Source organism: Actinokineospora sp. NPDC004072 (genome assembly GCF_053604195.1).
Genome location: NZ_JBSGHB010000014.1, coordinates 25,842 through 45,437 on the forward strand (window position 1 = coordinate 25,842; position 19,596 = coordinate 45,437).

Sequence of the window (19,596 nt, forward strand, 5' to 3'; positions counted from 1 at the left end):
CAATCGGATTGACGGGGTCGTGCACGGGCCGGTCGTTCAAGCGGGCACCGTGCACGGCGACATCGTCACCTGCTCCGGGTGCTGCTGCGGCCGGGCCGGACCCGGTTAGGGCTGGCGGCCGGTGGCGGCGATGAGGCGGGATTGGGGGTCGGCGTCGGCGGGGATGGGGACGGGGTGGGCGAGGATGCCGCCGTACCAGACGGGGAAGTACGGGCTGAGCTCGTCGGTCACCGTCATCACCAGGTCGGGGTCGAGGTGGTCGTCCAGGCCCGCGCCGCGGGCCAGGTCCCAGGCGTGGATGGTGAGGTCGAAGATCATCTGCCAGGCGTACTCGTCGGCGTTGATCGCGCCGCCGCTGGTGTGGACCTGGCCGACGAGGGCGCCGCGCTGGTGGAAGGCCTCGACCGAGCCCGCGGCCGCCTTGGCCCAGGCGGCCACCGGGTCCGGGCCCAGGACGTCGCCGTCGAAGCGGTCGCCGACCTCGGCCAGGGTGGCGCCGCGGAGCAGGTAGGGCGCCCACAGGTGCTCGCTGGTCACGTGGTTGACCAGGTCGCGCACGCTCCACTCGGTGCACGGCGTGGGGGCCGACCAGTCGGCGACCTGGCGCACGCGCCGGTCGAACTCGGCGATCCCGGCGTCGAAGGCGGCGAGCTGCTGCATGGGATCACTGAAGCAGTCAGCAGGCCGGGCGGCCACTCGACCGGGCCTCCACCAGGCCGATGGCCAGCGCGGTCAGCTCGTCGGCCAGGCCGGGGCGGTCCTTCACCCCGCGGGTGCGCGGCAGGTCGTTGACCACGGTCAGCGCCGCCTGCACCACCACCCGCGCCTCGGCGTCGCCCAGCTCCGGGGCCAGCTCGCGGACCAGCCGCACCCACTCGGCGACGTAGGCCCGCTGCAACCGCCGCAGCTCCTTGGCGTCGCGCTCGGGCAGGTTGCCGATCTCGTTGGTGTAGACCGCGATCAGGTCGTCGGAGCGCAGCACCGTGTCCACATAGGAGCGCGCCAGCCGGTGCAGGGCGTCGCGCGGGCCGGACGCGGCGGTCAGCGAGTCCGCCAGGCCGACGGCCAGCCGGTCGGCCATCCGCCTGCTGGCGGCCAGCAGGATGTCGGACTTGCCCGCGAAGTGCCGGTAGATGCTCGGCCCGGCGATGCCCGCGGCCGCGCCGATGTCCTCCATGCTCACCGCGTGGAAGCCGTGGTCGCGGAAGAGGCGGGTGGCCGCGGTCAGCAGCTCCTCGCGCCTGCTCGCCGCCACCGCCTGCCGCGGCCGGGCCGCCCCCGACGACGGCGCGACGGGGCTGCGCACCACGGCCTCGGCCAGGTCGGCCAGCAGGACGGTGAACCGCTCCCGCGGCGGCGCGGCGTGGTGGTCGCCGACGCTGCCGAACACGCTCAGCGCCGCGAAGCACAGCAGCAGCGCGTCGCGCTCGCCCAGCTCCGGGCGCAGCGCGCGCAGCCCGGCCTGCCAGCCGCCCAGCAGCACCCCGGTGCGCCGGATGACCTCCTTCTGGTCGGCCTGGTGCAGGTGCCTGCCCTGCCAGCGCCACAGCGCGGTCAGGTCGCGGTGGTCGATGGACACCTCGGCCGCGGCCAGCAGCAGCGGCCGCAGCCCGGCCGCCGGGTCGGCGAACCCGGCCACCACCGCGCCCAGCCGCTCGGCCAGCGCGTCCACCCCGGTCAGCAGCACGTGCCCCAGCACGGCCTGCTTGTTCGGGAAGTGCCGGTAGACCCCCGGCCCGGTGATGCCCACCGCCGCGGCGATGTCGTTGACCCCGACCGCGTGGTAGCCGCGCCGCCGGAACAGGTCGGCGGCCGCGGTGGCCAGCTGGGCCTTGCGGTCGCGCGGCCTGCGCACCGGGCTGGTCGGCACCTGCCACCTCCCCTTGACGTGAGAATCGACTTACACGGTACGGCCGGTCACGACACGTTGACAACCAGCGGATCCGCGAGAGAATGTTAATCGTCATTAGCGAAGCCTCCGAGGAGAGGACCGGTCGGGCGTGAGCACCGAAGCCTTCATCTACGAGGCGATCCGCACGCCGCGCGGGCGCGGCAAGAAGAACGGGTCGCTGCACGGCGTCAAGCCGATCAGCCTGGTCACCGGGTTGATCGGCGAACTCAGGTCCCGCCACCCCGAGCTGGACCCGGCGACCATCGACGACGTCGTGCTCGGCGTCGTCTCCCCGGTCGGCGACCAGGGCGCGGTCATCTCCCGCTCGGCGGCCATCGCCGCGGGCCTGCCGGACACGGTCGCGGGCGTGCAGCTCAACCGGTTCTGCGCCTCGGGCCTGGAAGCGGTCAACACCGCGGCCGAGAAGGTCCGCTCCGGCTGGAACCAGCTGGTCATCGCCGGTGGCGTGGAGTCGATGTCGCGGGTGCCGATGGGCTCCGACGGCGGGGCGTGGTTCCTCGACCCGGAGACCAACTACGACACCTACTTCGTCCCCCAGGGCATCAGCGCCGACCTGATCGCCACCATCGAGGGCTTCACCCGCGACGACGTGGACGCCTACGCCGTGGAGTCGCAGAACCGGGCCGCGCGGGCCTGGGAGGGCGGCTACTTCGCCAAGTCCGTCGTGCCGGTCAAGGACCGCAACGGCGTGACCCTGCTCGACCACGACGAGCACATGCGCCCCGGCTCGACCGTCGAGAGCCTGGCCAAGCTCCAGCCCTCGTTCGCGGGCATCGGCGAGATGGGCGGCTTCGACGCCGTGGCGCTGCAGAAGTACCACTGGGTCGAGAAGATCGACCACGTGCACACCGCCGCGAACTCCTCGGGCATCGTCGACGGCGCGGCGCTGGTGCTGCTGGGCTCGGAGGCCGCGGGCAAGGCGGCGGGCCTGACCCCGCGCGGGCGGGTCGTGGCGGCGGCGGTGACCGGCGCCGAGCCGACGATCATGCTCACCGGCCCCACCCCGGCCGCGGAGAAGGCGCTGCGGCTGGCCGGGCTCACCAAGGACGACATCGACCTGTGGGAGCTGAACGAGGCCTTCGCCGCGGTGGTCCTGAAGTTCATGAAGGACCTGGACATCCCGCACGAGAAGATCAACGTCAACGGCGGGGCCATCGCGATGGGCCACCCGCTGGGCGCGACCGGGGCCATGATCCTGGGCACCGTGCTCGACGAGCTGGAGCGCCGCGGCGAGCGCCGGGCGCTGGTGACCCTGTGCATCGGCGGCGGCATGGGCGTCGCGACCATCATCGAGCGAGTCTGAGGGCGTAGAAGATGAACATGTTCCGCTGGGAAGCCGACGCCGACGGCATCGTGACGCTCACGATGGACGACCCCGGCCAGTCCGCCAACACCATGAACGACACCTTCCGCACCAGCCTGACCGCCACGGTCGACCGGCTGGAGGCCGAGAAGGACGCGATCACCGGCGTGGTGGTCACCTCGGCGAAGAAGACCTTCTTCGCCGGTGGCGACCTCAAGCAGATGAGCAAGGCCACCCGCGCCGACGCCGCCGAGATCACCGCGACCGTCGACGCCATGAAGGCCGACTTCCGCAGGCTGGAGCAGCTGGGCAGGCCGGTCGTGGCGGCCATCAACGGCGCCGCGCTCGGCGGCGGCTACGAGATCGCCCTGGCCTGCCACCACCGGGTGGCCGTCGACGTCAAGGGCAGCGAGATCGGCCTGCCCGAGGTCACCCTGGGCCTGCTGCCCGGCGGGGGCGGCATCTCCCGGACCGTGCGGCTGCTGGGCATCCAGTCCGCGCTGCTCAACGTCCTGCTCCAGGGCCAGCGGCACAAGCCTGCCAAGGCCAAGGAGCTGGGCCTGGTCGACGAGCTGGTGGACAGCCCGGAGGCGATGATCGCCGCCGCCAAGGCGTGGATCAAGGCCAACCCCGAGGCCGTGCAGCCCTGGGACGCCAAGGGCTTCAAGATCCCCGGCGGCACGCCGTCGAACCCGTCCTTCGCCGCGAACCTGCCCGCGTTCCCCGCGAACCTGCGCAAGCAGCTCAAGGGCGCGCCGATGCCCGCGCCGCGCAACATCCTCGCCGCGGCCATCGAGGGCGCCCAGGTCGACCTGGACACCGCGACGCGCATCGAGACGCAGTACTTCGTCGACCTGGTGACCGGCCAGGTGTCGAAGAACATGACCAAGGCGTTCTTCTTCGACCTGCAGGCCATCAACAAGGGCCTCTCCCGGCCCGAGGGCTACCCGCGGTACCAGGCCAAGCGGGTCGCGGTGCTCGGCGCGGGGATGATGGGCGCGGGCATCGCCTACGTCAGCGCCCGCAACGGCATCGAGGTCGTCCTCAAGGACGTGTCGGTGGAGGCGGCCGAGAAGGGCAAGGCGTACTCGGCGAAGATCCTGGACAAGGCGGTCTCCCGGGGCAAGCTGACCCGGGAGAAGGCCGACGAGGTGCTGGCCCGCATCACCCCGACCGACAAGGCCGAGGACGTCGCGGGCGTGGACCTGGTGGTCGAGGCGGTGTTCGAGTCCCCCGAGCTGAAGAAGAAGGTCTTCGGCGAGGTCGAGGACCTCGTCGCCCCGGACGCGCTGCTGGGCTCCAACACCTCGACCCTGCCGATCACCGGCCTGGCCGAGGGGGTGCGGCGCCGGGAGGACTTCATCGGCCTGCACTTCTTCTCCCCGGTGGACAAGATGCCGCTGCTGGAGATCGTCGTCGGCGAGCAGACCAGCGACGCCGCGCTGGCCAAGGCGTTCGACTACGCGCTGCAGATCAAGAAGACCCCGATCGTGGTCAACGACAGCCGCGGGTTCTTCACCAGCCGGGTCATCGGCACCTTCCTCAACGAGGCCGTGGCGCTGCTGGCCGAGGGCGTCCCGGCCGCGTCGGTGGAGCAGGCGGGCACCCAGGCCGGGTATCCCGCGCCGCCGCTGCAGCTGCTCGACGAGCTGACCCTGACCCTGCCGCGCAAGATCCGCCAGGAGACCCGCGCGGCCATCGAGGCCGCGGGCCAGCAGTGGCCGGAGCACCCGGCCGAGGCGGTCATCGACCGGATGGTCGACGAGTTCGACCGCAAGGGCCGCTCCTCGGGCGCGGGCTTCTACGACTACGACGGCGAGGGCAAGCGCGCCGGTCTGTGGCCGGGCCTGGCCGAGGCGTTCTCCGGCAGCGGCGAGGTGCCCTTCGCCGACATGCAGGAGCGCATGCTCTTCGCCGAGGCGCTGGAAACCGTCAAGTGCTTCGACGAGGGCGTGCTGCGAACGGTGGCCGACGCCAACATCGGCTCGATCTTCGGCATCGGCTTCCCGGCGTGGACCGGCGGCGTCATTCAGTACATCGAGGGCTACCCCGGCGGCATCGCGGGCTTCGTCGCCCGGGCGAACGAGCTGGCCGACCGCTACGGCGACCGGTTCCGCCCGCCCGCCTCCCTGGTGGCCAAGGCCGAGAAGGGCGAGCACTTCCAGTAAGTCCCCGCAGGCCAGGCGCGGCTCCCATCGGGAGTCGCGCCTGGCCCGGGTTCGGGGTGCCCCGCCGCGGGACGGGCACTACCCTCACCCCCCGTGACGGGACGGGGCGTGCGCTGGGTGGTCGGCCTGCTGGTCGCGGCGTCGGCCGCGGGGTGCGCCGCCGATCCGGCCCCGCCCAACGGCAGCCTGGTCCCGGTCGACCAGCGCCGCCCGATCGCGGCGATCGCAGGCGAGAGCCTGCTGGAGCCGGGCCGGACCGTCGCCACCGACGCGCCCGCGGGCGCGGTCACCGTGGTGAACGTGTGGGGCGCGTGGTGCGGCCCGTGCCGGTTCGAGACCCCTGAACTGGCCCGGGCGCACGCGGAAACCGAATCCGACGGCGTGCGATTCATCGGAATCAACGTCCGCGACCACGTCCGCAGCTATCCGGTGGATTTCGTCGCGGACAACGGCGTGGAATACCCGTCGATCTACGACCCGCCCGGCCGGACGCTGCTCAACCTCGGCCGCCACCGCAATGTCGCGGTGCCCACGACCGTGGTCCTCGACGGCGAGCACCGGGTGGCCGCGGTGTTCACCGGGGCCGTGCTCGCCGACGACCTGCTGCCGCGCATCCGCGAGGTACTGGCCGAGGGCCGCTGACCGCTCAGACCTGGCGCCAGTGCGTGCAGTGCGGCCCGCCCGCGTACCAGGCGCACGCCCGGACCCACTGGCCGGTCGGCACGTGCACATCTTCCGAGGTCAGGCCGGATGCCCCGCCCCAGGTGTTGACGACCTTGCCCAGCGGGCCGTCCCAGGTGGCCCCGCCGTCGCGGGAGATGTCCGTCCACGCCGAGTCGTTGAGGTAGGCGCGGAACAGGTAGGAGAAGGCGGTGTTGCCGTGCAAGATCAGCTCGGCGGCCTGGTCCTGCGTCAGGTCGGCCGACGGCTGCGCGGTGGCGGTGCCTGCCAGCGAGCCGGGCAGCGAGAGGGCCAGCGCCAAGGGCAGCAGCAGGCGTGCGGTGGTCTTCATGTCGATATCCCCCAGTGTTCGGCAGAAGTGCCGATTCCAGGTTAACCCGCGCTCCCGCCGGATCAATTCACTATTTCGGGGCAAATGCGTTCCGGCCGGCCCGCAATGGGCAACTGCTGGCCCGCCGCGGCGCCGGTGGTGTTGACTGGGCCGATGTCGGGGTTCATCGCGCGGCTCAACGCCGCCGACTCGGTGGACGCGGCGGCCGAGCTGATGGCCTGCTGCGCGTCGCGGCGGTGGGTGGCCGCGGTGGTGGCGGGCAGGCCGTACCCGGACCTGGCGGCGCTGCGGGCCGAGTCGGCTGCGGTGATCGCCGAGCTGGCGTGGCCGGACCTGCTGGAGGCGGTGGCCGCGCACCCGAGGATCGGCGAGCGGGCGGCCGGGCCGGGCGTCGAGGCGGGGTGGTCGCGGCAGGAGCAGGCGGCCGCCGCGGACGCCGACGGTGACCTGCGGGCGCGGCTGCTGGCGGGCAACGCCGAGTACGAGCGCCGCTTCGGGCACGTGTTCCTGATCTCCGCGACCGGGCTGTCGGCCGCCGACGTGCTGGCGGCCCTGCGGGCGCGGATGGGCAACGACGCCGACGCCGAGCGGGAGGTCGTCCGCGCGCAGCTGCGGGAGATCGCCGACTTGCGGCTGCGGAAGGCGGCGGGAGGATGAACCGCGTGAGCTTGTCCACCCACGTCCTCGACACCGCCCGCGGCGCGCCTGCCGCAGGCGTGCCGGTGCGCCACGAGCGCCGCGAGGACGGCGGGTGGGTCGTCGTCGCGGAGGGCGCGACGGACGCCGACGGCCGGATCACCGGCTGGACGGCCGCGCCGGGGGTGCACCGGCTGACCTTCGACACCGCCGCGTACCTGGGCGCCGACGCCTTCTACCCGACCGCGACCGTCGAGTTCCGGGTCGCCGACGGGCGCCACCACCACATCCCGCTGCTGCTCAGCCCGTTCGGCTACACGACCTACCGCGGGAGCTGACTGGGGAAACTGCGCACGATTGCGGACTTGCGGTTGCCCCGCGGCGTAGGTTGACTTTCGGGACTGCCGCCCGGCCGGGGAGGATGCGTGGAACTCGGGGAGAACCAGTACGGCAAGGCCGGGATACGCCTGGTCCGCGTCGACCGCGCCGGGCCCGAGCACGCGCTGACCGACCTGACCATCTCCACCGCGCTCGCGGGCGAGTTCACCGAGACCCACCTGACCGGGAGCAACGCGGACGTCCTGCCGACCGACACGCAGAAGAACACCGCCTACGCCTTCGCCCGCGACGGCATCGGCGAGATCGAGGACTTCGCGCTGCGGCTGGCCCGGCACTTCGTCGCCGCGACGCCCGCCGCCACCCGGGCCAGGGTCCACATCGAGCAGCACGCCTGGGAGCGCGTCGGCGGGCACTCGTTCGTCCGCGGCGCGGGCACCCGCACGGCGACCGCGACGGCCACCGCGGACGCGCACTGGATCGTCTCGGGCGTCACCGACCTGACCGTGCTCAACACGACCGGCTCGGAGTTCCACGGCTTCCTCAAGGACGAGTACACCACGCTGGCCGAGACCGACGACCGCATCCTCGCCACCGCGGTGACCGCGCGGTGGCGGCACACCGGCCCGACCGACTGGGCGCTGTCGTGGACCGCCGCGCGGGCGGCGCTGCTGGGCGCGTTCGCGTCCACGCACAGCCTGTCCTTGCAGCAGACGCTGTTCACGATGGGGCGCAAGGTGCTGGAGGCGGGGGAGACCATCGCCGAGGTGCGGCTGTCGCTGCCCAACAAGCACCACTTCCCCGTCGACCTGGCGCCGTTCGGGTTGGACAACCCCGGCGAGGTGTTCCACGCCCCGGACCGGCCCTATGGGCTCATCGAGGGCGCGGTGCTGGCCCCGGGCGCGCCGGAGCCGGGCCTGGCGTGGTGGTGAGGAGTCCACAGTGGAGTTCATGCGACCGTGGACGCTGGCCCAGGCGCTGGCGATGAAGGCCGACGCGCCGGATGCGGTCCCCATCGCAGGCGGCACCGACGTCATGGTCGAGATCAACTTCGACAAGCGGCGGCCGGGCGCGCTGCTGGACCTGTCCGCGGTCGCCGAGCTGTCCACTTGGGACGCCGTGCCCGGCGGGACGCGGATCGGCGCGACCCTGCCCTACAGCGCGGTGGTCGAGCTGGGCGCGCGGGCGCCGGGGCTGGCGGCCGCGGCGCGCACCGTCGGCTCGCCGCAGATCCGCAACCGCGGCTCGGTCGGCGGCAACCTCGGCTCGGCATCGCCCGCGGGCGACGCCCACCCGCCGCTGCTGGCCGACGGGTCCACCGTCGAGATCGCCTCGGCGCGCGGGCGCCGGTCGGTGCCCGCGCGGGAGTTCTTCGTCGGCCCCAAGAAATCGGTGCTCGAACCGGACGAGCTGATCACGGCGGTGGTCGTGCCCGAGCCGCGCGGGCCGCAGCAGTTCGCCAAGGTCGGCACCCGCAACGCGATGGTGATCGCCGTGTGCTCCTTCGCCCTGGCGCTGGACGTCGGGGCGAAAGTGGTGGGCACCGGGATCGGGTCGGCCGGGCCGACGCCGCTGCGCGCGGTCGACGCCGAGCGGTTCGCCGCCGGGCTGGACTGGGACGCCGACCTGCCGCCTGCGGCGGCCGAGCGGTTCGGGGAGCTGGTCGCCGCGGCGGCGCGGCCCATCGACGACGTGCGCGGCAGCGCCGCCTACCGGCGGCACGCGCTGGGGGTGGTGGCCCGGCGGACCCTGACCTGGGCCTGGGCGGAGTACCGGAGGTCGGCATGCGGGTGAGGGTCGAGGTCAACGGCGAGCAGCGCGTCGCCGACGACGTGTGGGAGGGCGAGAGCCTGCTCTACGTCCTGCGCGAGCGGCTGGGGCTGCCCGGCAGCAAGAACGCCTGCGAGCAGGGCGAGTGCGGCTCGTGCACGGTGTACCTGGACGACGTGGCCGTGTGCGCGTGCCTGGTCGCCGCCGGGCAGGCCGAGGGGCGGCGGGTGCGCACGATCGAGGGCGACGGGCTGGCCGAGGTCCAGCAGGCGTTCCTGGACAGCGGGGCCGTGCAGTGCGGGTTCTGCACGCCGGGGCTAATCGTCGCCGCGCACGACCTGCTGCGCCGCAACCCCGACCCGGCCGACGCCGACATCCGCGAGGCGCTGGCGGGCAACCTGTGCCGCTGCACCGGCTACGAGAAGATCATGGACGCGGTCCGCGCCGCCGCGTCCCGCGCGAGGGGCTGACCCGTGCGGCTCATCATCGACGGCGCCGCCGTCGCCACCGTCGACGCCGAGGGCGCCGAGCACCGCGCGGGCCACGTCGTGGTCGAGGACGGCCGGATCGCGCTGGTGGGCGCGGGCCCCGCCCCCGACCTGCCCGCCGACCGGCGCATCGACGCCCGCGGCTGCCTGCTGACCCCCGGGCTGGTGAACACCCACCACCACCTCTACCAGTGGGCGACCCGGGGCCTGGCGCAGCAGGCGGACCTGTTCACCTGGCTGGTCACCCTGTACCCGGTCTGGGCGGGCCTGGACGAGGACACCACCCGCGCCGCCGCGTGCGCGGGCCTGGCCCGGCTGGCCCGCACCGGCTGCACGACGGCCGCCGACCACCACTACATCCACCCCGGCGGCGGCGACCTGCTCGGCGCGGTGGTCGACGCGGCGGGGGAGATCGGCCTGCGCCTGCACGCCGTGCGCGGCTCGATGGACCGCGGGGTCTCCCAGGGCGGGCTGCCCCCGGACTCCCTGGTCGAGACCACCGACGGCGCGCTGGCGGGCACCCAGGCGGCCATCGAGCGCCACCACGACCCCGCGCCGGACGCCGCCGTGCGGGTCGCCGTCGGGCCGTGCTCGCCGTTCTCGGTCAGCCCCGAGCTGATGCGCGGCTGCGCCGAGCTGGCCAGGTCCGCGGGCGTGCGCCTGCACACCCACCTGGCCGAGACCGTCGACGAGGAGCGGCAGTGCCTGGCCGAGTACGGCTGCACCCCGGTCGAGTACGCCGAGCGCACCGGCTGGACCGGGCCGGACGTCTGGCTGGCCCACGCCATCCACCTGGCCGACGACGCCGTGGCCGCGCTCGGCCGCACCCGCACCGGCGTCGCCCACTGCCCGACGTCCAACGCCCGGCTGGGGGCGGGCATCGCCCGGGTGGCCGACCTGCTCGCCGCGGGCGCCCCGGTCGGCCTGGGCGCCGACGGCGCGGCCTCCAACGAGGACGGCGGCCTGGGCGTGGAGCTGCGCAGCGCCGCCTACCTGGCCCGGCTGCGCGGCGGGGCGGAGGCGCTCGACGCCCGCACGGCGCTGCGCATGGCCACGATGGGCGGGGCGGAGTGCCTGGGCCGGGCGGCCGAGATCGGCTCGATCGAGCCGGGCAAGCTGGCCGACCTGGCCCTGTGGGACCTGACCGGCATCGAGCACGCGGGCATCGCCGACCCGGTCGCCGCCCTGGTCTTCGGCGCGCTGCCGCCGCTGTCGGCCCTGCTGGTCGGCGGCTCCCCGGTGGTCGAGGACGACCGCCTGTGCACCTCGTCGGAGGACGACATCGCCACCGCGCTGGCGGGCGCCAGCGCCCGGCTGGCCGCCCGGGCGGGCCTGTCCCGATGACCGGGGTCCGGGGGTCAGACGGCGGGCTGGAGCTCCGGCTGGGCCTCGCGGGCCTGGGCGAGCTTGGTGACGCCGTAGCCCGCCAGGACGGCGCAGACCGCGGCGAGGGCGATCTCGACCGGCGTGGTCGCCACGGTCTCGCCCAGGAAGACCACGCCGATGGCGGTGGCGGCGGCCGGGTTGACCAGGTTGGTCACCGCCAGCGGGGCGGCCAGGCCGTTGCGGTAGGAGCGCTGGGTGAAGACCGTGCCCGCGACCGCCAGCGTGCCGATGGCCGCGATCGAGACCAGGATGGCCGGGTGGAGCAGGACGCCGAGGCCGTCGGCCTGGAAGCCGACCACGACCTTCTGGCACAGCGCCGAGCACACGGCGTAGGCCAGCCCGCCCGCCACGGCCTCCCACAGCGCCGACGACCCGGGGGCCGCGCCCTTCCAGCCCAGGCCCACCAGCAGCACGACCACGGCGATGAGCAGGCCGGTCAGCTCCCCGGAGGTCAGCGTGTCCGGCGTGCCGCCGGTGGTGATGATCATGGCGAGGCCCGCCAGCCCGGCCACCGTCGACACCAGGCCCACCGTCTCCAGCCGGGTCATCCGCCGCCGGGCCCTGCCCGCGGCGACGACCACGGCCAGCACCAGCGTCAGCACGCCCAGCGGTTGGATCAGCGACAGCGGACCGAAGCCCAGCGAGACCACGTGCAGGCCCGCGCCGAGGGCGTTGAGGGCCTGGGCGACCCACCACAGCGGCACGCGGGTCAGCTCCCGGACGCTCAGGTGGGCGAACTCGGCCTGGATCAGGGCGGCGGTCGCGTAGACGACGGCGACGGCGATGCACAGGGCGATCGCGATGATCAGGTCAGGCATGGGCCCCCAGTCCGGTCTACTCGGACAGAGGTTATCCGCCCGGGCGCTGGCGCAGGCCCGAATGGGGCGATCGGAGTGGGGCAGAACACGCCGGAGGACGCATGACCAGCACACAGACCCCGGTCGACGGCGGCGTCGGCACCAGCGCCCAGCGGCCCGACGGCCTGCTGAAGGTCCGCGGCGAGTTCGCCTACTCCTCGGACCTGTGGGCCGACGGCATGCTCTGGGGCGCGACGGTCCGCAGTCCGCATCCGCACGCCCGCATCCGGGGCATCGACACCAGCAGGGCGCTGCGGCTCGCGGGGGTGTCCGCGGTGCTCACCCACGAGGACGTGCCGGGCCGCAACCGCTACGGCCTCGACCGGCCCGACCAGCCCGTCCTCGCCGAGGACGTCGTCCGCTACCAGGGCGAGCCCGTCGCCGTCGTGGCCGCCGACCACCCGGAGACCGCCCGCCGCGCCGCCGCCCTGGTCGCGGTGGACTACGAGGTCGTCGAGCCCGTCACCGACGCCGAGGCGGCCTTCACCGCGCCCGCCCTGCACGAGGGCGGCAACGTCGTGCGCCACGTGCCCATCCGCAAGGGCGACGAGGCGCCGACCGCGCCGGTCGTCGTCACCGGCGAGTACACCGTGGGCATGCAGGACCAGGCGTTCCTCGGCCCGGAGTCCGGCCTGGCCGTGCCCGCCGACGACGGCGGCGTCGACCTCTACGTGGCCACCCAGTGGCTGCACGTCGACCGCGCCCAGGTCGCCACCGCGCTGGGCCTGCCGGAGGCCAAGGTCCGCATCACCCTGGGCGGCGTCGGCGGCGCGTTCGGCGCGCGGGAGGACCTGTCGATGCAGATCCACGCCAGCATGCTCGCCCTGCGCACGGGCAAGCCGGTCAAGGTCGTCTACGGCCGCGAGGAGTCCTTCTTCGGCCACGTCCACCGCCACCCCGCCCGGCTGCGCTACGAGCACGGCGCCACCGAGGACGGCAGGCTGGTCTACGTCCGCGCCCGCATCGTCCTCGACGGCGGGGCCTACGCCTCCAGCACCACCGCCGTCGTGGCCAACGCCGCCACCCTCGGCGTCGGGCCGTACGAGGTGCCCAACGTGCACATCGACGCCTACGGCATGTACACCAACAACCCGCCGTGCGGGGCCATGCGCGGGTTCGGGGCGGTGCAGGCGTGCTTCGCCTACGAATCCCAGATGGACAAGCTCGCCGCCGCCGTCGGCGTCGACCCGGTGGAGATCCGGGTGCGCAACGCCGTCCGGGAGGGCTCGACCATGCCGACGGGCCAGGTCATCGACTCCGCCGCCCCGGTCGCCGAGCTGCTGGCGATCGTCCGCGGCAAGCCGATGCCCCCGCCCGCCGCCGACGACCCCCGGGAGCGGCCGGGCGGGGTCGCCAACACCACCCGCGGCGAGGGCGTGGTGCGCGGGGTCGGCTACGGCGTGGGCATCAAGAACGTCGCCTACTCCGAGGGCTTCGACGACTACTCGACGGCCAAGGTGCGGCTGGAGCTGGTCGGCGGCGAGCCGGTGGCCAGCGTGCACACCGCGGCCGCCGAGGTGGGGCAGGGGCTGGTGACCCTGCAGGCGCAGATCGCCCGGACCGAGCTGGGCGTGCGGCAGGTGACCGTCGTGCCCGCCGACACCGCCGTGGGCAGCTCCGGGTCCAGCAGCGCCTCCCGGCAGAGCTACGTCACCGGCGGGGCGGTCAAGGCCGCCTGCGAGGCCGTGCGCGCCGAGGTGCTGGCCCGCGTCCCCGGCGGGGCGCGCGTCGAGGGCGGCCGGGTGACCACAGTGGACGGGCAGCCGCTCGCCGACCTCGCCGACGTGCTCACCGAGCCCGTCGAGCGCACCGTCGAGTGGCGCCACCGGCCCACCAAGCCGCTGGACCCGGTGACCGGCCAGGGCGACGCGCACGTGCAGTACGCCGTCGCCGCCCACCGCGCCGTGGTCGACGTCGACACCGAGCTGGGCCTGGTCCGGGTCGTGGAGCTGGCGTGCGCGCAGGACGTCGGCAAGGCGATGAACCCGCAGGCCGTCGAGGGCCAGATCCACGGCGGCAGCGCCCAGGGCCTCGGGCTGGCGCTGATGGAGGAGATCCAGGTCGTCGGCGGGCAGGTGCGCAACCCCTCGTTCACCGACTACCTCATCCCCACGATCCTCGACATGCCGCCGATGTCGGTCGACATCCTCGAACTCGCCGACCCGACCGCGCCCTACGGCCTGCGCGGCGTCGGAGAGCCGCCCACGATCTCCTCGACGCCCGCGATCATCGCCGCGGTCCGCGCCGCGACCGGCAAGGACCTCACCCACGCGCCGGTTCGGCCTGATCACCTGGTGACCATGAGTGATGATCACCGCGCCCGCGGATGACCTGAACGGCCCACGGGGGCGCTGAGTAGGCTCGCGGCAAAGCCGATCCGACCCGATCGAGGTGCGTGGTGACCGAGACCGCGAGCTGGGTTCCCGAGGGCGTCAACACCGAACTCCCCAGCGCCGCGCGGGTGTACGACTACCTGCTCGGCGGCGGCCACAACTTCCCCGGCGACCGCGCGCTGGCCGAGCAGCTGGTGCGGGTCGTGCCCGCCAGGGACATGGCCCGGCTCAACCGGTCCTTCCTGCGCCGCGCGGTGCTGCACCTGGTCGAGCAGGGCATCGACCAGTTCGTCGACCTCGGCTCGGGCATCCCGACGGTGGGCAACGTGCACGAGATCGCCCAGGGCGCCAACCCCGACGCGCGGGTGGTGTACGTCGACTACGAGCCCGTCGCCGTGGCGCACAGCGAACTCATGCTCGCGGGCAACCGCGCCGCCGCGGTGCTGCAGGCCGACATGCGCGACCCGGAGAAGATCTTCGCCGCGTCCCGCGTGCGCGAGCTGGTCGACCTGGGCCGCCCGCTGGGGCTGCTCATGGTGGGCGTGGTCCAGTTCATCCCCGACGCCGACGACCCGTGGTCGCTGGTTGCCCGTTACCGGGATCTCCTCGCTCCTGGGTCGCAGCTGGCGATATCGGCGTTCACCTGGGACAACGCCCCCGACGGCATGGCGGGCGCGGTCGAGCTGTTCCGCAACAGCCAGGACCCCATCTTCCCGCGAACCCGCGATGAGATCCTGCGCATGCTGGTGGGCTTCGACCTCGTCGAGCCCGGCTTGGTCTACACACCGCAGTGGCGGCCGGAGCGACCCGAGGACGCCAGCGACGCCGACCGGTCCAATCTCTACGCCGGAGTGGCGGTCAAGCCTGCCTGATTCGACGAGCTGGGGGTAGCGTTGCGCACCCGTACGGGTGCAGAGTGATATCCCCTCTGCGCATCGCTCCCCGACGAGATGGACGGCCGACGTGGACCGAGCTGAGCTGCCCGCCAGATGGGCCGCCGCGCTCTCCCGGATCGGGTACGCGCCGCTGTCGCGCTCCGCTGTCGAAGCGGAGCTGGCCGCGCTGCTCGACCACCTGCCAGCAGGCGCCCACGACGCCGGGCTGCGCCTGGTCGAGCTCGGCTTCCGGCAGCCGCAGTGCCTGCGGGTCAGCATCGAGCTGCTGGCCGAACTGCCCGAAGTGGACGCCGCGGTGCTGGCCGCGCTGTCGGCGGCCTTCGCCCTGGGCACGCGCGACCGGCTCTTCACCGAGCAGGAGGACCTGTTCGTCGCGGTCAACCGGGCCAAGGACAACGTCGAGCGCAGCCTCAAGGCCAGCGAGGCCCGCTTCACCGAGCTGTTCGACACCTCCGCCATCGGCATGGTCATCACCGACCTGGGCGGCGGGGTCGTGCGGGCCAACGAGGCGATGGAGGAGATGCTCGGCTACGCCCGCGGCACGCTCTTCCGCAAGCGCCTCGACGACCTGCTGCACCCGGAGGACCGCGCCTACCTGCGCACCCGCTACGCCGACCTGACCGCGGGCGAGGACGAGGTGCGCGAGCGCACCCGCTTCCGGCGCGCCGACGGGGACACCGTCTGGACCCGGATCGCGGTGTCGGCCCTGCGCGCCGCCGACGGCGCCGCAGACCACCACGTGACGATGGTGGAGGACATCTCCGACCTGCACCTGCTGGAGCACCGCATCACCTACCAGGGCACCCACGACATGCTCACCGGCCTGCCCAACCGCACGGCCTTCACCTCCCGGCTGGAGGAGGCGCTGGGTGCCGGTGAGGAGGTCTCGGTTCTGCACCTGTCGCTGGACGACTTCACGATCGTCAACGACGGCATCGGCAGGCACGCGGGCGATCTGCTGCTGACCACGGTCACCGCCCGGCTCACCGAGCTCGTCGGCGACGACGCGGTCACCGCGCGGATCGCCGACCACGAGTTCGCCGTCCTGCTGCGCTCGGCCGACGCCGGACCGGCCGTGGCCGCCCGGGTCAACGAGGCGCTGGTCGAGCCGACCTATGTGGACGGCGCGGGCATCGCGGTCTCGGCGACGGTGGCCGTGGTCTCCCGCCCGCGCGCCGACACCCGCCCGGCCGACCTGCTGCGCGCCACCGACATCACCATCCGCGAGCTGCGGATGCGCGGGCGCAGGCAGTGGGGCATGGTCGACATCGCCGAGGTCGACCGCAGGGTGGCGCGCTGGAGCCTGACCGCGGCGATCCCGGGCGCGTGGGAGAACGGCGAGCTCGACGTCGACTTCGCCCCGGTGGTCGCGCTGGCAGGCGGCGGTGTGGTGGCCGCCCGCGCCGCCCTGCGCTGGGACCACCCGGGGCGCGGGCGCATCCCGGGCGAGGTCTGCGACGGGCTGCTGGCCGACACCGGCATGGGCGTGTGCGTCGGGCGCTGGCTGCTGTCCCGCGCGGCCGAGCAGCTGGTGGCCCTGCGCAAGGAGCGCGACGACGCGCCGCGGCTCTACGTCGAGCTGACCGCCGACTCCGCCGCCGAGCCGGACCTGGTCGCCGAGGTGCGCGCCATCTCGGTGGAGACCGGCCTGCCCATCACCCAGCTGGACGTCGGCCTGCCGGTCGCGGCCGTCGCCGTCGCGGACGGGCCCGCGGCCGACAACGCCGAGATCCTCGCCGACATCGGCGTCCACGTCGTGCTGACCGGCTTCGGCCGCACCGGCGGCGACCTGGCCTGCGTCGCCGACCTGCCGGTGCACGCGGTCCGCATCAGCGAGCACACCACCCGGCGCGTCGCGGCCGACCTGGCCGCGAACTCGCCGTCGCTGGTCACCTCCGTGGCGGGCGCGGCCATCCCGCTGGTCCGCGATCTGGGCGTGTCGGTCATCGTCCCGGGCATCGCCGACCCCGCGGTGGCCCGCTGGTGGGCGGGCGCGGGCGCGGACCTCGCCCAAGGCCCGCTGTTCGGCCTGCCCGGCGCGGTGGAGGACCTGCTGGGCCCGGAGTAGGGCTCAGCCGAGCCACACCCGCAGGGCCCACCACCAGCGCACGGCCTGCGCCATCGGCGCGTCGTCCGCCGGGAACCCGGTGAGGGCGCGCAGCCGGGCCAGCCGGTACCGGACGGTGTTGGCGTGGACGTGCAGGGCGGCCGCGGTGCGGTCGACGCGGCGGCCGTGGTCCACGTAGGACAGCGCGGTGGCGGCCAGCTCGCGGTGGAAGCCGTCGGCGGGGCGCAGCGCGGCCAGCAGGGTCGCGGCCAGCAGCGCGCCCAGCTCGGGCTGGGCCGCGATGGCGGTCTCCGGGGCCAGGTCGGTCACCAGGTGCACACCGGGCGAGGGCGCGGTCGCAGCCAGGCAGAGCCGGTAGAGCGGGCGCAGCTCGGCGGGCGGAGCCGGGGGAGCGGCCACGACCGCGGCCCGCACCGGGCCGTGCGGCAGGCAGGTGGCCAGGCCGGTGACGCGCCCGTCGACCATGCCGAAGACGCCGGGCAGCTCCGGGGCGCGCACCGGGTCGGTGATGTCGGTGACCAGGCAGTGGTAGCGGGTCGACGGGTCGAGGCCGACCTGGGCCAGCGCGCCGGGCGCCACGGGCTCCTCGTGCAGCAGGAGGCCGCGCAGGACCTGGGTTCGGGCGTCGCCTGCGGTGCGGGCGAGTTCGCGCTGGTAGCCGTCGACGATGTGCCGCTCGACGGCACCGGTGTAGCGGTCGAGTTCCAGCAGGGCCTCCAGCAGCACCGCGTCCGGCACGCCCAGCGCGCGGCCGCGGGCGACGGCGATCTCCACGATCCGGGCCCGCCCGGCCTGCACCCCGCTGAGCAGCGCGGTGATCGGCACGCCCTGCGCGGCCCGCTCGGCGCCCAGCGCGGTCGCGGCGGTGTGGTCGGCGGTGCCTGCGCCGCCGAAGCTCGCCAGCCCCGCGGCCAGCAGCCCGGCCACGTGGCGGCGGTTCTCCGCCGCGGGCAGCCGGGCCACCTCGGGGGCGGTGGCGCGGGCGGCGGCGACCAGCTCGTCGACGAGGGCGCCGTCGGCGGCCAAGGCGGCCACGACCCGGGCGATCGACACCGGCCCCGCCTCCCTTGTCGGCGGCCGACAACCGGGAGCGGGGCCGTTGGCGATCAAGCCCTTCCCCGGCGCGGGCGCGCTGCTGTTCGCTGGTTCCTACCGCACGGTAGCCATGTGGAGGTCCCCGTGAGAAGAGCACTCGTCGCCGCCTGCGCCGCCGTCCTCGCCGCGGCCGCCCCGCCCGCCGCCGCGGCCCCGCCCCCGCGCGAGGTGCTGTTCGTCGGCAACAACTGGGACGGCACGGTTGACGTCCTCGACCACCGGCACGCCAAGATCGGCCGGGTCGACGTCGTGCCCGACCGCGCCGCCCGGCTGCGCGAGATCTCCCTCAACCCCGTCCGGCTCGCCTTCTTCCTCGGCGTCCGGCACGGCCCCGGCGAGGGCCACGACCAGCTCGTGGACGACGTGCACTCGACCCCGGACGGCACGGCGCTGGTGGCCTCGCGCCCCAGCTTCGCCGACGTGGTGGCCATCGACCTGGCGACCGGGGCGCTGCGCTGGCGGTTCCCGGTGTCGGGCTTCCGCTCCGACCACATGGCGATCTCCCCGGACGGGACCGCGGTCGCGGTGTCGGCGTCGACGTCCAACACCGTCCACGTGCTCGACATCGAGACCGGCCGGGAGCTGGGGTCGTTCCGCACGGGCGACAAGCCGCACGAGAACGTCTACACCGACGGCGGCAGGCGGCTGTGGAACATGTCCATCGGCGAGGTCACCACCGCGCTCGACGCCCCGGAGCTGGACTGGACCAAGGGCGACCGCAGGATCACCGTCGTGGACCCGGCGACCTACGAGGTGGTCGAGGTCATCGACATGCGGGAGCGCCTGGACGCCTTCGGCCGCCGGGACCTGTCCGACGCGGTGCGGCCGGTCGCGTTCAGCCCGGACGGGCGGCTGCTGTACTTCCAGGTGTCGTTCTTCAACGGCTTCCTGGAGTACGACGTGGCGGCCGACCGCATCACGCGGGCCAAGGAGCTGCCCCGGAACCCGGCGACCAACCCGGACCGCACGACCTGGGTCAACGACTCCCGCCACCACGGCATGGCGATGAGCCCGGACGGCGCGAAGCTGTGCGTCGCGGGCACGGTGGACGACTACGCCACCGTCGTCGACCGCGCGACGCTGACGCCGGGGCCGATGGTGCCCGCCGCCAAGCCGTACTGGGCGGCGGTCAGCCGCGACGGCCGGTCCTGCGTGCTCTCCGAGAGCGCGGCCGACCGCGTCTCGGTGATCGACTTCGGCACCGGCGAGCGGGTGCTGACCATCCCGGTCGGCGACCACCCCCAGCGCATCCGCCCGGGTGTGGTCCCGGCGGGCTGGGGCGGCTAGCGGTGGGTCGGCTCCGGCCCGGCAGCGTCCTGCCGGGCCGGAGCCCGCT

At 74.2% G+C, this 19,596-nt stretch carries 18 protein-coding genes; 13 read left to right on the forward strand and 5 right to left on the reverse strand.

The genetic code is table 11. From position 1 onward, the window contains the following. Positions 1 to 105: 105 nt before the first annotated feature. On the reverse strand, positions 106 to 660 hold the full coding sequence (locus ACWEPX_RS21845; protein WP_451899056.1) for a TIGR03086 family metal-binding protein: 555 nt from the start codon (positions 658 to 660) through the stop codon (positions 106 to 108). 16 nt (positions 661 to 676) lie between these two features. After that, positions 677 to 1,870, reverse strand: a complete 1,194-nt coding sequence (locus ACWEPX_RS21850) for a TetR/AcrR family transcriptional regulator (RefSeq protein WP_451899057.1) — start codon at positions 1,868 to 1,870, stop codon at positions 677 to 679. 130 nt (positions 1,871 to 2,000) lie between these two features. On the opposite strand from ACWEPX_RS21850, the gene ACWEPX_RS21855 reads away from it, so the two are divergent. The 3 genes from ACWEPX_RS21855 to ACWEPX_RS21865 all read left to right on the forward strand — a co-directional run bounded on the left by ACWEPX_RS21855 (position 2,001) and on the right by ACWEPX_RS21865 (position 6,025). After that, positions 2,001 to 3,215 (forward strand): acetyl-CoA C-acetyltransferase, encoded by a 1,215-nt coding sequence (locus ACWEPX_RS21855; protein WP_451899058.1) that lies wholly within the window; start codon positions 2,001 to 2,003, stop codon positions 3,213 to 3,215. Positions 3,216 to 3,226: 11 nt separating this feature from the next. Beyond that, a complete protein-coding gene (locus ACWEPX_RS21860) occupies positions 3,227 to 5,383 on the forward strand; it encodes a 3-hydroxyacyl-CoA dehydrogenase NAD-binding domain-containing protein (protein ID WP_451899059.1) in 2,157 nt (718 codons plus the stop codon). A 93-nt stretch (positions 5,384 to 5,476) separates the two neighbouring features. Then, a complete protein-coding gene (locus ACWEPX_RS21865) occupies positions 5,477 to 6,025 on the forward strand; it encodes a TlpA disulfide reductase family protein (RefSeq protein ID WP_451899060.1) in 549 nt (182 codons plus the stop codon). A 4-nt stretch (positions 6,026 to 6,029) separates the two neighbouring features. Here the strand turns inward: ACWEPX_RS21865 and ACWEPX_RS21870 are convergent, their stop codons facing one another. Further along, positions 6,030 to 6,395, reverse strand: coding sequence for a hypothetical protein (locus tag ACWEPX_RS21870; protein WP_451899061.1), 366 nt, complete (start codon positions 6,393 to 6,395; stop codon positions 6,030 to 6,032). A gap of 153 nt (positions 6,396 to 6,548) precedes the next feature. Between ACWEPX_RS21870 and uraD the strand changes: the two genes are divergently transcribed. The 6 genes from uraD (at position 6,549) to ACWEPX_RS21900 (ending at position 10,969) form a co-directional block, all read left to right on the forward strand. Then, positions 6,549 to 7,052 (forward strand): 2-oxo-4-hydroxy-4-carboxy-5-ureidoimidazoline decarboxylase, encoded by a 504-nt coding sequence (uraD, locus tag ACWEPX_RS21875; protein WP_451899062.1) that lies wholly within the window; start codon positions 6,549 to 6,551, stop codon positions 7,050 to 7,052. Positions 7,053 to 7,057: 5 nt separating this feature from the next. Further along, entirely contained in the window at positions 7,058 to 7,369 is a 312-nt protein-coding gene (uraH, locus tag ACWEPX_RS21880; protein ID WP_451899063.1) for a hydroxyisourate hydrolase, read from the forward strand. A gap of 87 nt (positions 7,370 to 7,456) precedes the next feature. Then, positions 7,457 to 8,299 (forward strand): factor-independent urate hydroxylase, encoded by an 843-nt coding sequence (gene pucL / locus ACWEPX_RS21885; RefSeq protein WP_451899064.1) that lies wholly within the window; start codon positions 7,457 to 7,459, stop codon positions 8,297 to 8,299. A 10-nt stretch (positions 8,300 to 8,309) separates the two neighbouring features. After that, positions 8,310 to 9,161 carry an FAD binding domain-containing protein gene (locus tag ACWEPX_RS21890; RefSeq protein ID WP_451899065.1) on the forward strand — a complete coding sequence of 284 codons (852 nt, stop codon included), beginning with the start codon at positions 8,310 to 8,312 and terminating at the stop codon, positions 9,159 to 9,161. Beyond that, positions 9,152 to 9,607, forward strand: a complete 456-nt coding sequence (locus ACWEPX_RS21895; protein ID WP_451899066.1) for a (2Fe-2S)-binding protein — start codon at positions 9,152 to 9,154, stop codon at positions 9,605 to 9,607. Before ACWEPX_RS21890 ends, ACWEPX_RS21895 begins: the two co-directional genes overlap by 10 nt. Before the next feature lie 3 nt (positions 9,608 to 9,610). Continuing rightward, the gene (locus ACWEPX_RS21900) at positions 9,611 to 10,969 is read left to right on the forward strand and encodes an 8-oxoguanine deaminase (RefSeq protein WP_451899067.1); all 1,359 of its coding nucleotides are present in this window, start codon (positions 9,611 to 9,613) and stop codon (positions 10,967 to 10,969) included. Positions 10,970 to 10,983: 14 nt separating this feature from the next. Here ACWEPX_RS21900 and ACWEPX_RS21905 read toward each other — a convergent pair whose 3' ends face one another. Beyond that, the gene (locus ACWEPX_RS21905) at positions 10,984 to 11,829 is read right to left on the reverse strand and encodes a hypothetical protein (RefSeq protein WP_451899068.1); all 846 of its coding nucleotides are present in this window, start codon (positions 11,827 to 11,829) and stop codon (positions 10,984 to 10,986) included. Positions 11,830 to 11,930: 101 nt separating this feature from the next. Between ACWEPX_RS21905 and pucD the strand changes: the two genes are divergently transcribed. The 3 genes from pucD to ACWEPX_RS21920 all read left to right on the forward strand — a co-directional run bounded on the left by pucD (position 11,931) and on the right by ACWEPX_RS21920 (position 17,165). Continuing rightward, on the forward strand, positions 11,931 to 14,198 hold the full coding sequence (gene pucD / locus ACWEPX_RS21910) for a xanthine dehydrogenase subunit D (protein ID WP_451899069.1): 2,268 nt from the start codon (positions 11,931 to 11,933) through the stop codon (positions 14,196 to 14,198). Positions 14,199 to 14,266: 68 nt separating this feature from the next. Further along, positions 14,267 to 15,073: an SAM-dependent methyltransferase gene (locus tag ACWEPX_RS21915; RefSeq protein ID WP_451899070.1), complete on the forward strand. Its 807-nt coding sequence runs from the start codon at positions 14,267 to 14,269 to the stop codon at positions 15,071 to 15,073. Positions 15,074 to 15,164: 91 nt separating this feature from the next. Next, entirely contained in the window at positions 15,165 to 17,165 is a 2,001-nt protein-coding gene (locus ACWEPX_RS21920) for an EAL domain-containing protein (RefSeq protein ID WP_451899071.1), read from the forward strand. 3 nt (positions 17,166 to 17,168) lie between these two features. Here ACWEPX_RS21920 and ACWEPX_RS21925 read toward each other — a convergent pair whose 3' ends face one another. Beyond that, complete coding sequence (locus ACWEPX_RS21925; RefSeq protein WP_451899072.1) at positions 17,169 to 18,218, reverse strand: helix-turn-helix domain-containing protein; 1,050 nt, start codon at positions 18,216 to 18,218, stop codon at positions 17,169 to 17,171. A 126-nt stretch (positions 18,219 to 18,344) separates the two neighbouring features. Between ACWEPX_RS21925 and ACWEPX_RS21930 the strand changes: the two genes are divergently transcribed. Next, positions 18,345 to 19,547: a YncE family protein gene (locus ACWEPX_RS21930; protein ID WP_451899073.1), complete on the forward strand. Its 1,203-nt coding sequence runs from the start codon at positions 18,345 to 18,347 to the stop codon at positions 19,545 to 19,547. The last annotated feature ends 49 nt before the right edge of the window (positions 19,548 to 19,596 follow it).

What these genes read in the sequence shown, in the direction of transcription:
- ACWEPX_RS21895 (WP_451899066.1), top strand. Translation starts at nt 9,152, where the DNA reads ATGCGGGTGAGGGTCGAGGTCAACGGCGAGCAGCGCGTCGCCGACGAC.
- uraD (WP_451899062.1), top strand. Translation starts at nt 6,549, where the DNA reads ATGTCGGGGTTCATCGCGCGGCTCAACGCCGCCGACTCGGTGGACGCG.
- ACWEPX_RS21845 (WP_451899056.1), bottom strand. Translation starts at nt 660, where the DNA reads ATGCAGCAGCTCGCCGCCTTCGACGCCGGGATCGCCGAGTTCGACCGG.
- ACWEPX_RS21905 (WP_451899068.1), bottom strand. Translation starts at nt 11,829, where the DNA reads ATGCCTGACCTGATCATCGCGATCGCCCTGTGCATCGCCGTCGCCGTC.
- ACWEPX_RS21860 (WP_451899059.1), top strand. Translation starts at nt 3,227, where the DNA reads ATGAACATGTTCCGCTGGGAAGCCGACGCCGACGGCATCGTGACGCTC.
- pucD (WP_451899069.1), top strand. Translation starts at nt 11,931, where the DNA reads ATGACCAGCACACAGACCCCGGTCGACGGCGGCGTCGGCACCAGCGCC.
- ACWEPX_RS21870 (WP_451899061.1), bottom strand. Translation starts at nt 6,395, where the DNA reads ATGAAGACCACCGCACGCCTGCTGCTGCCCTTGGCGCTGGCCCTCTCG.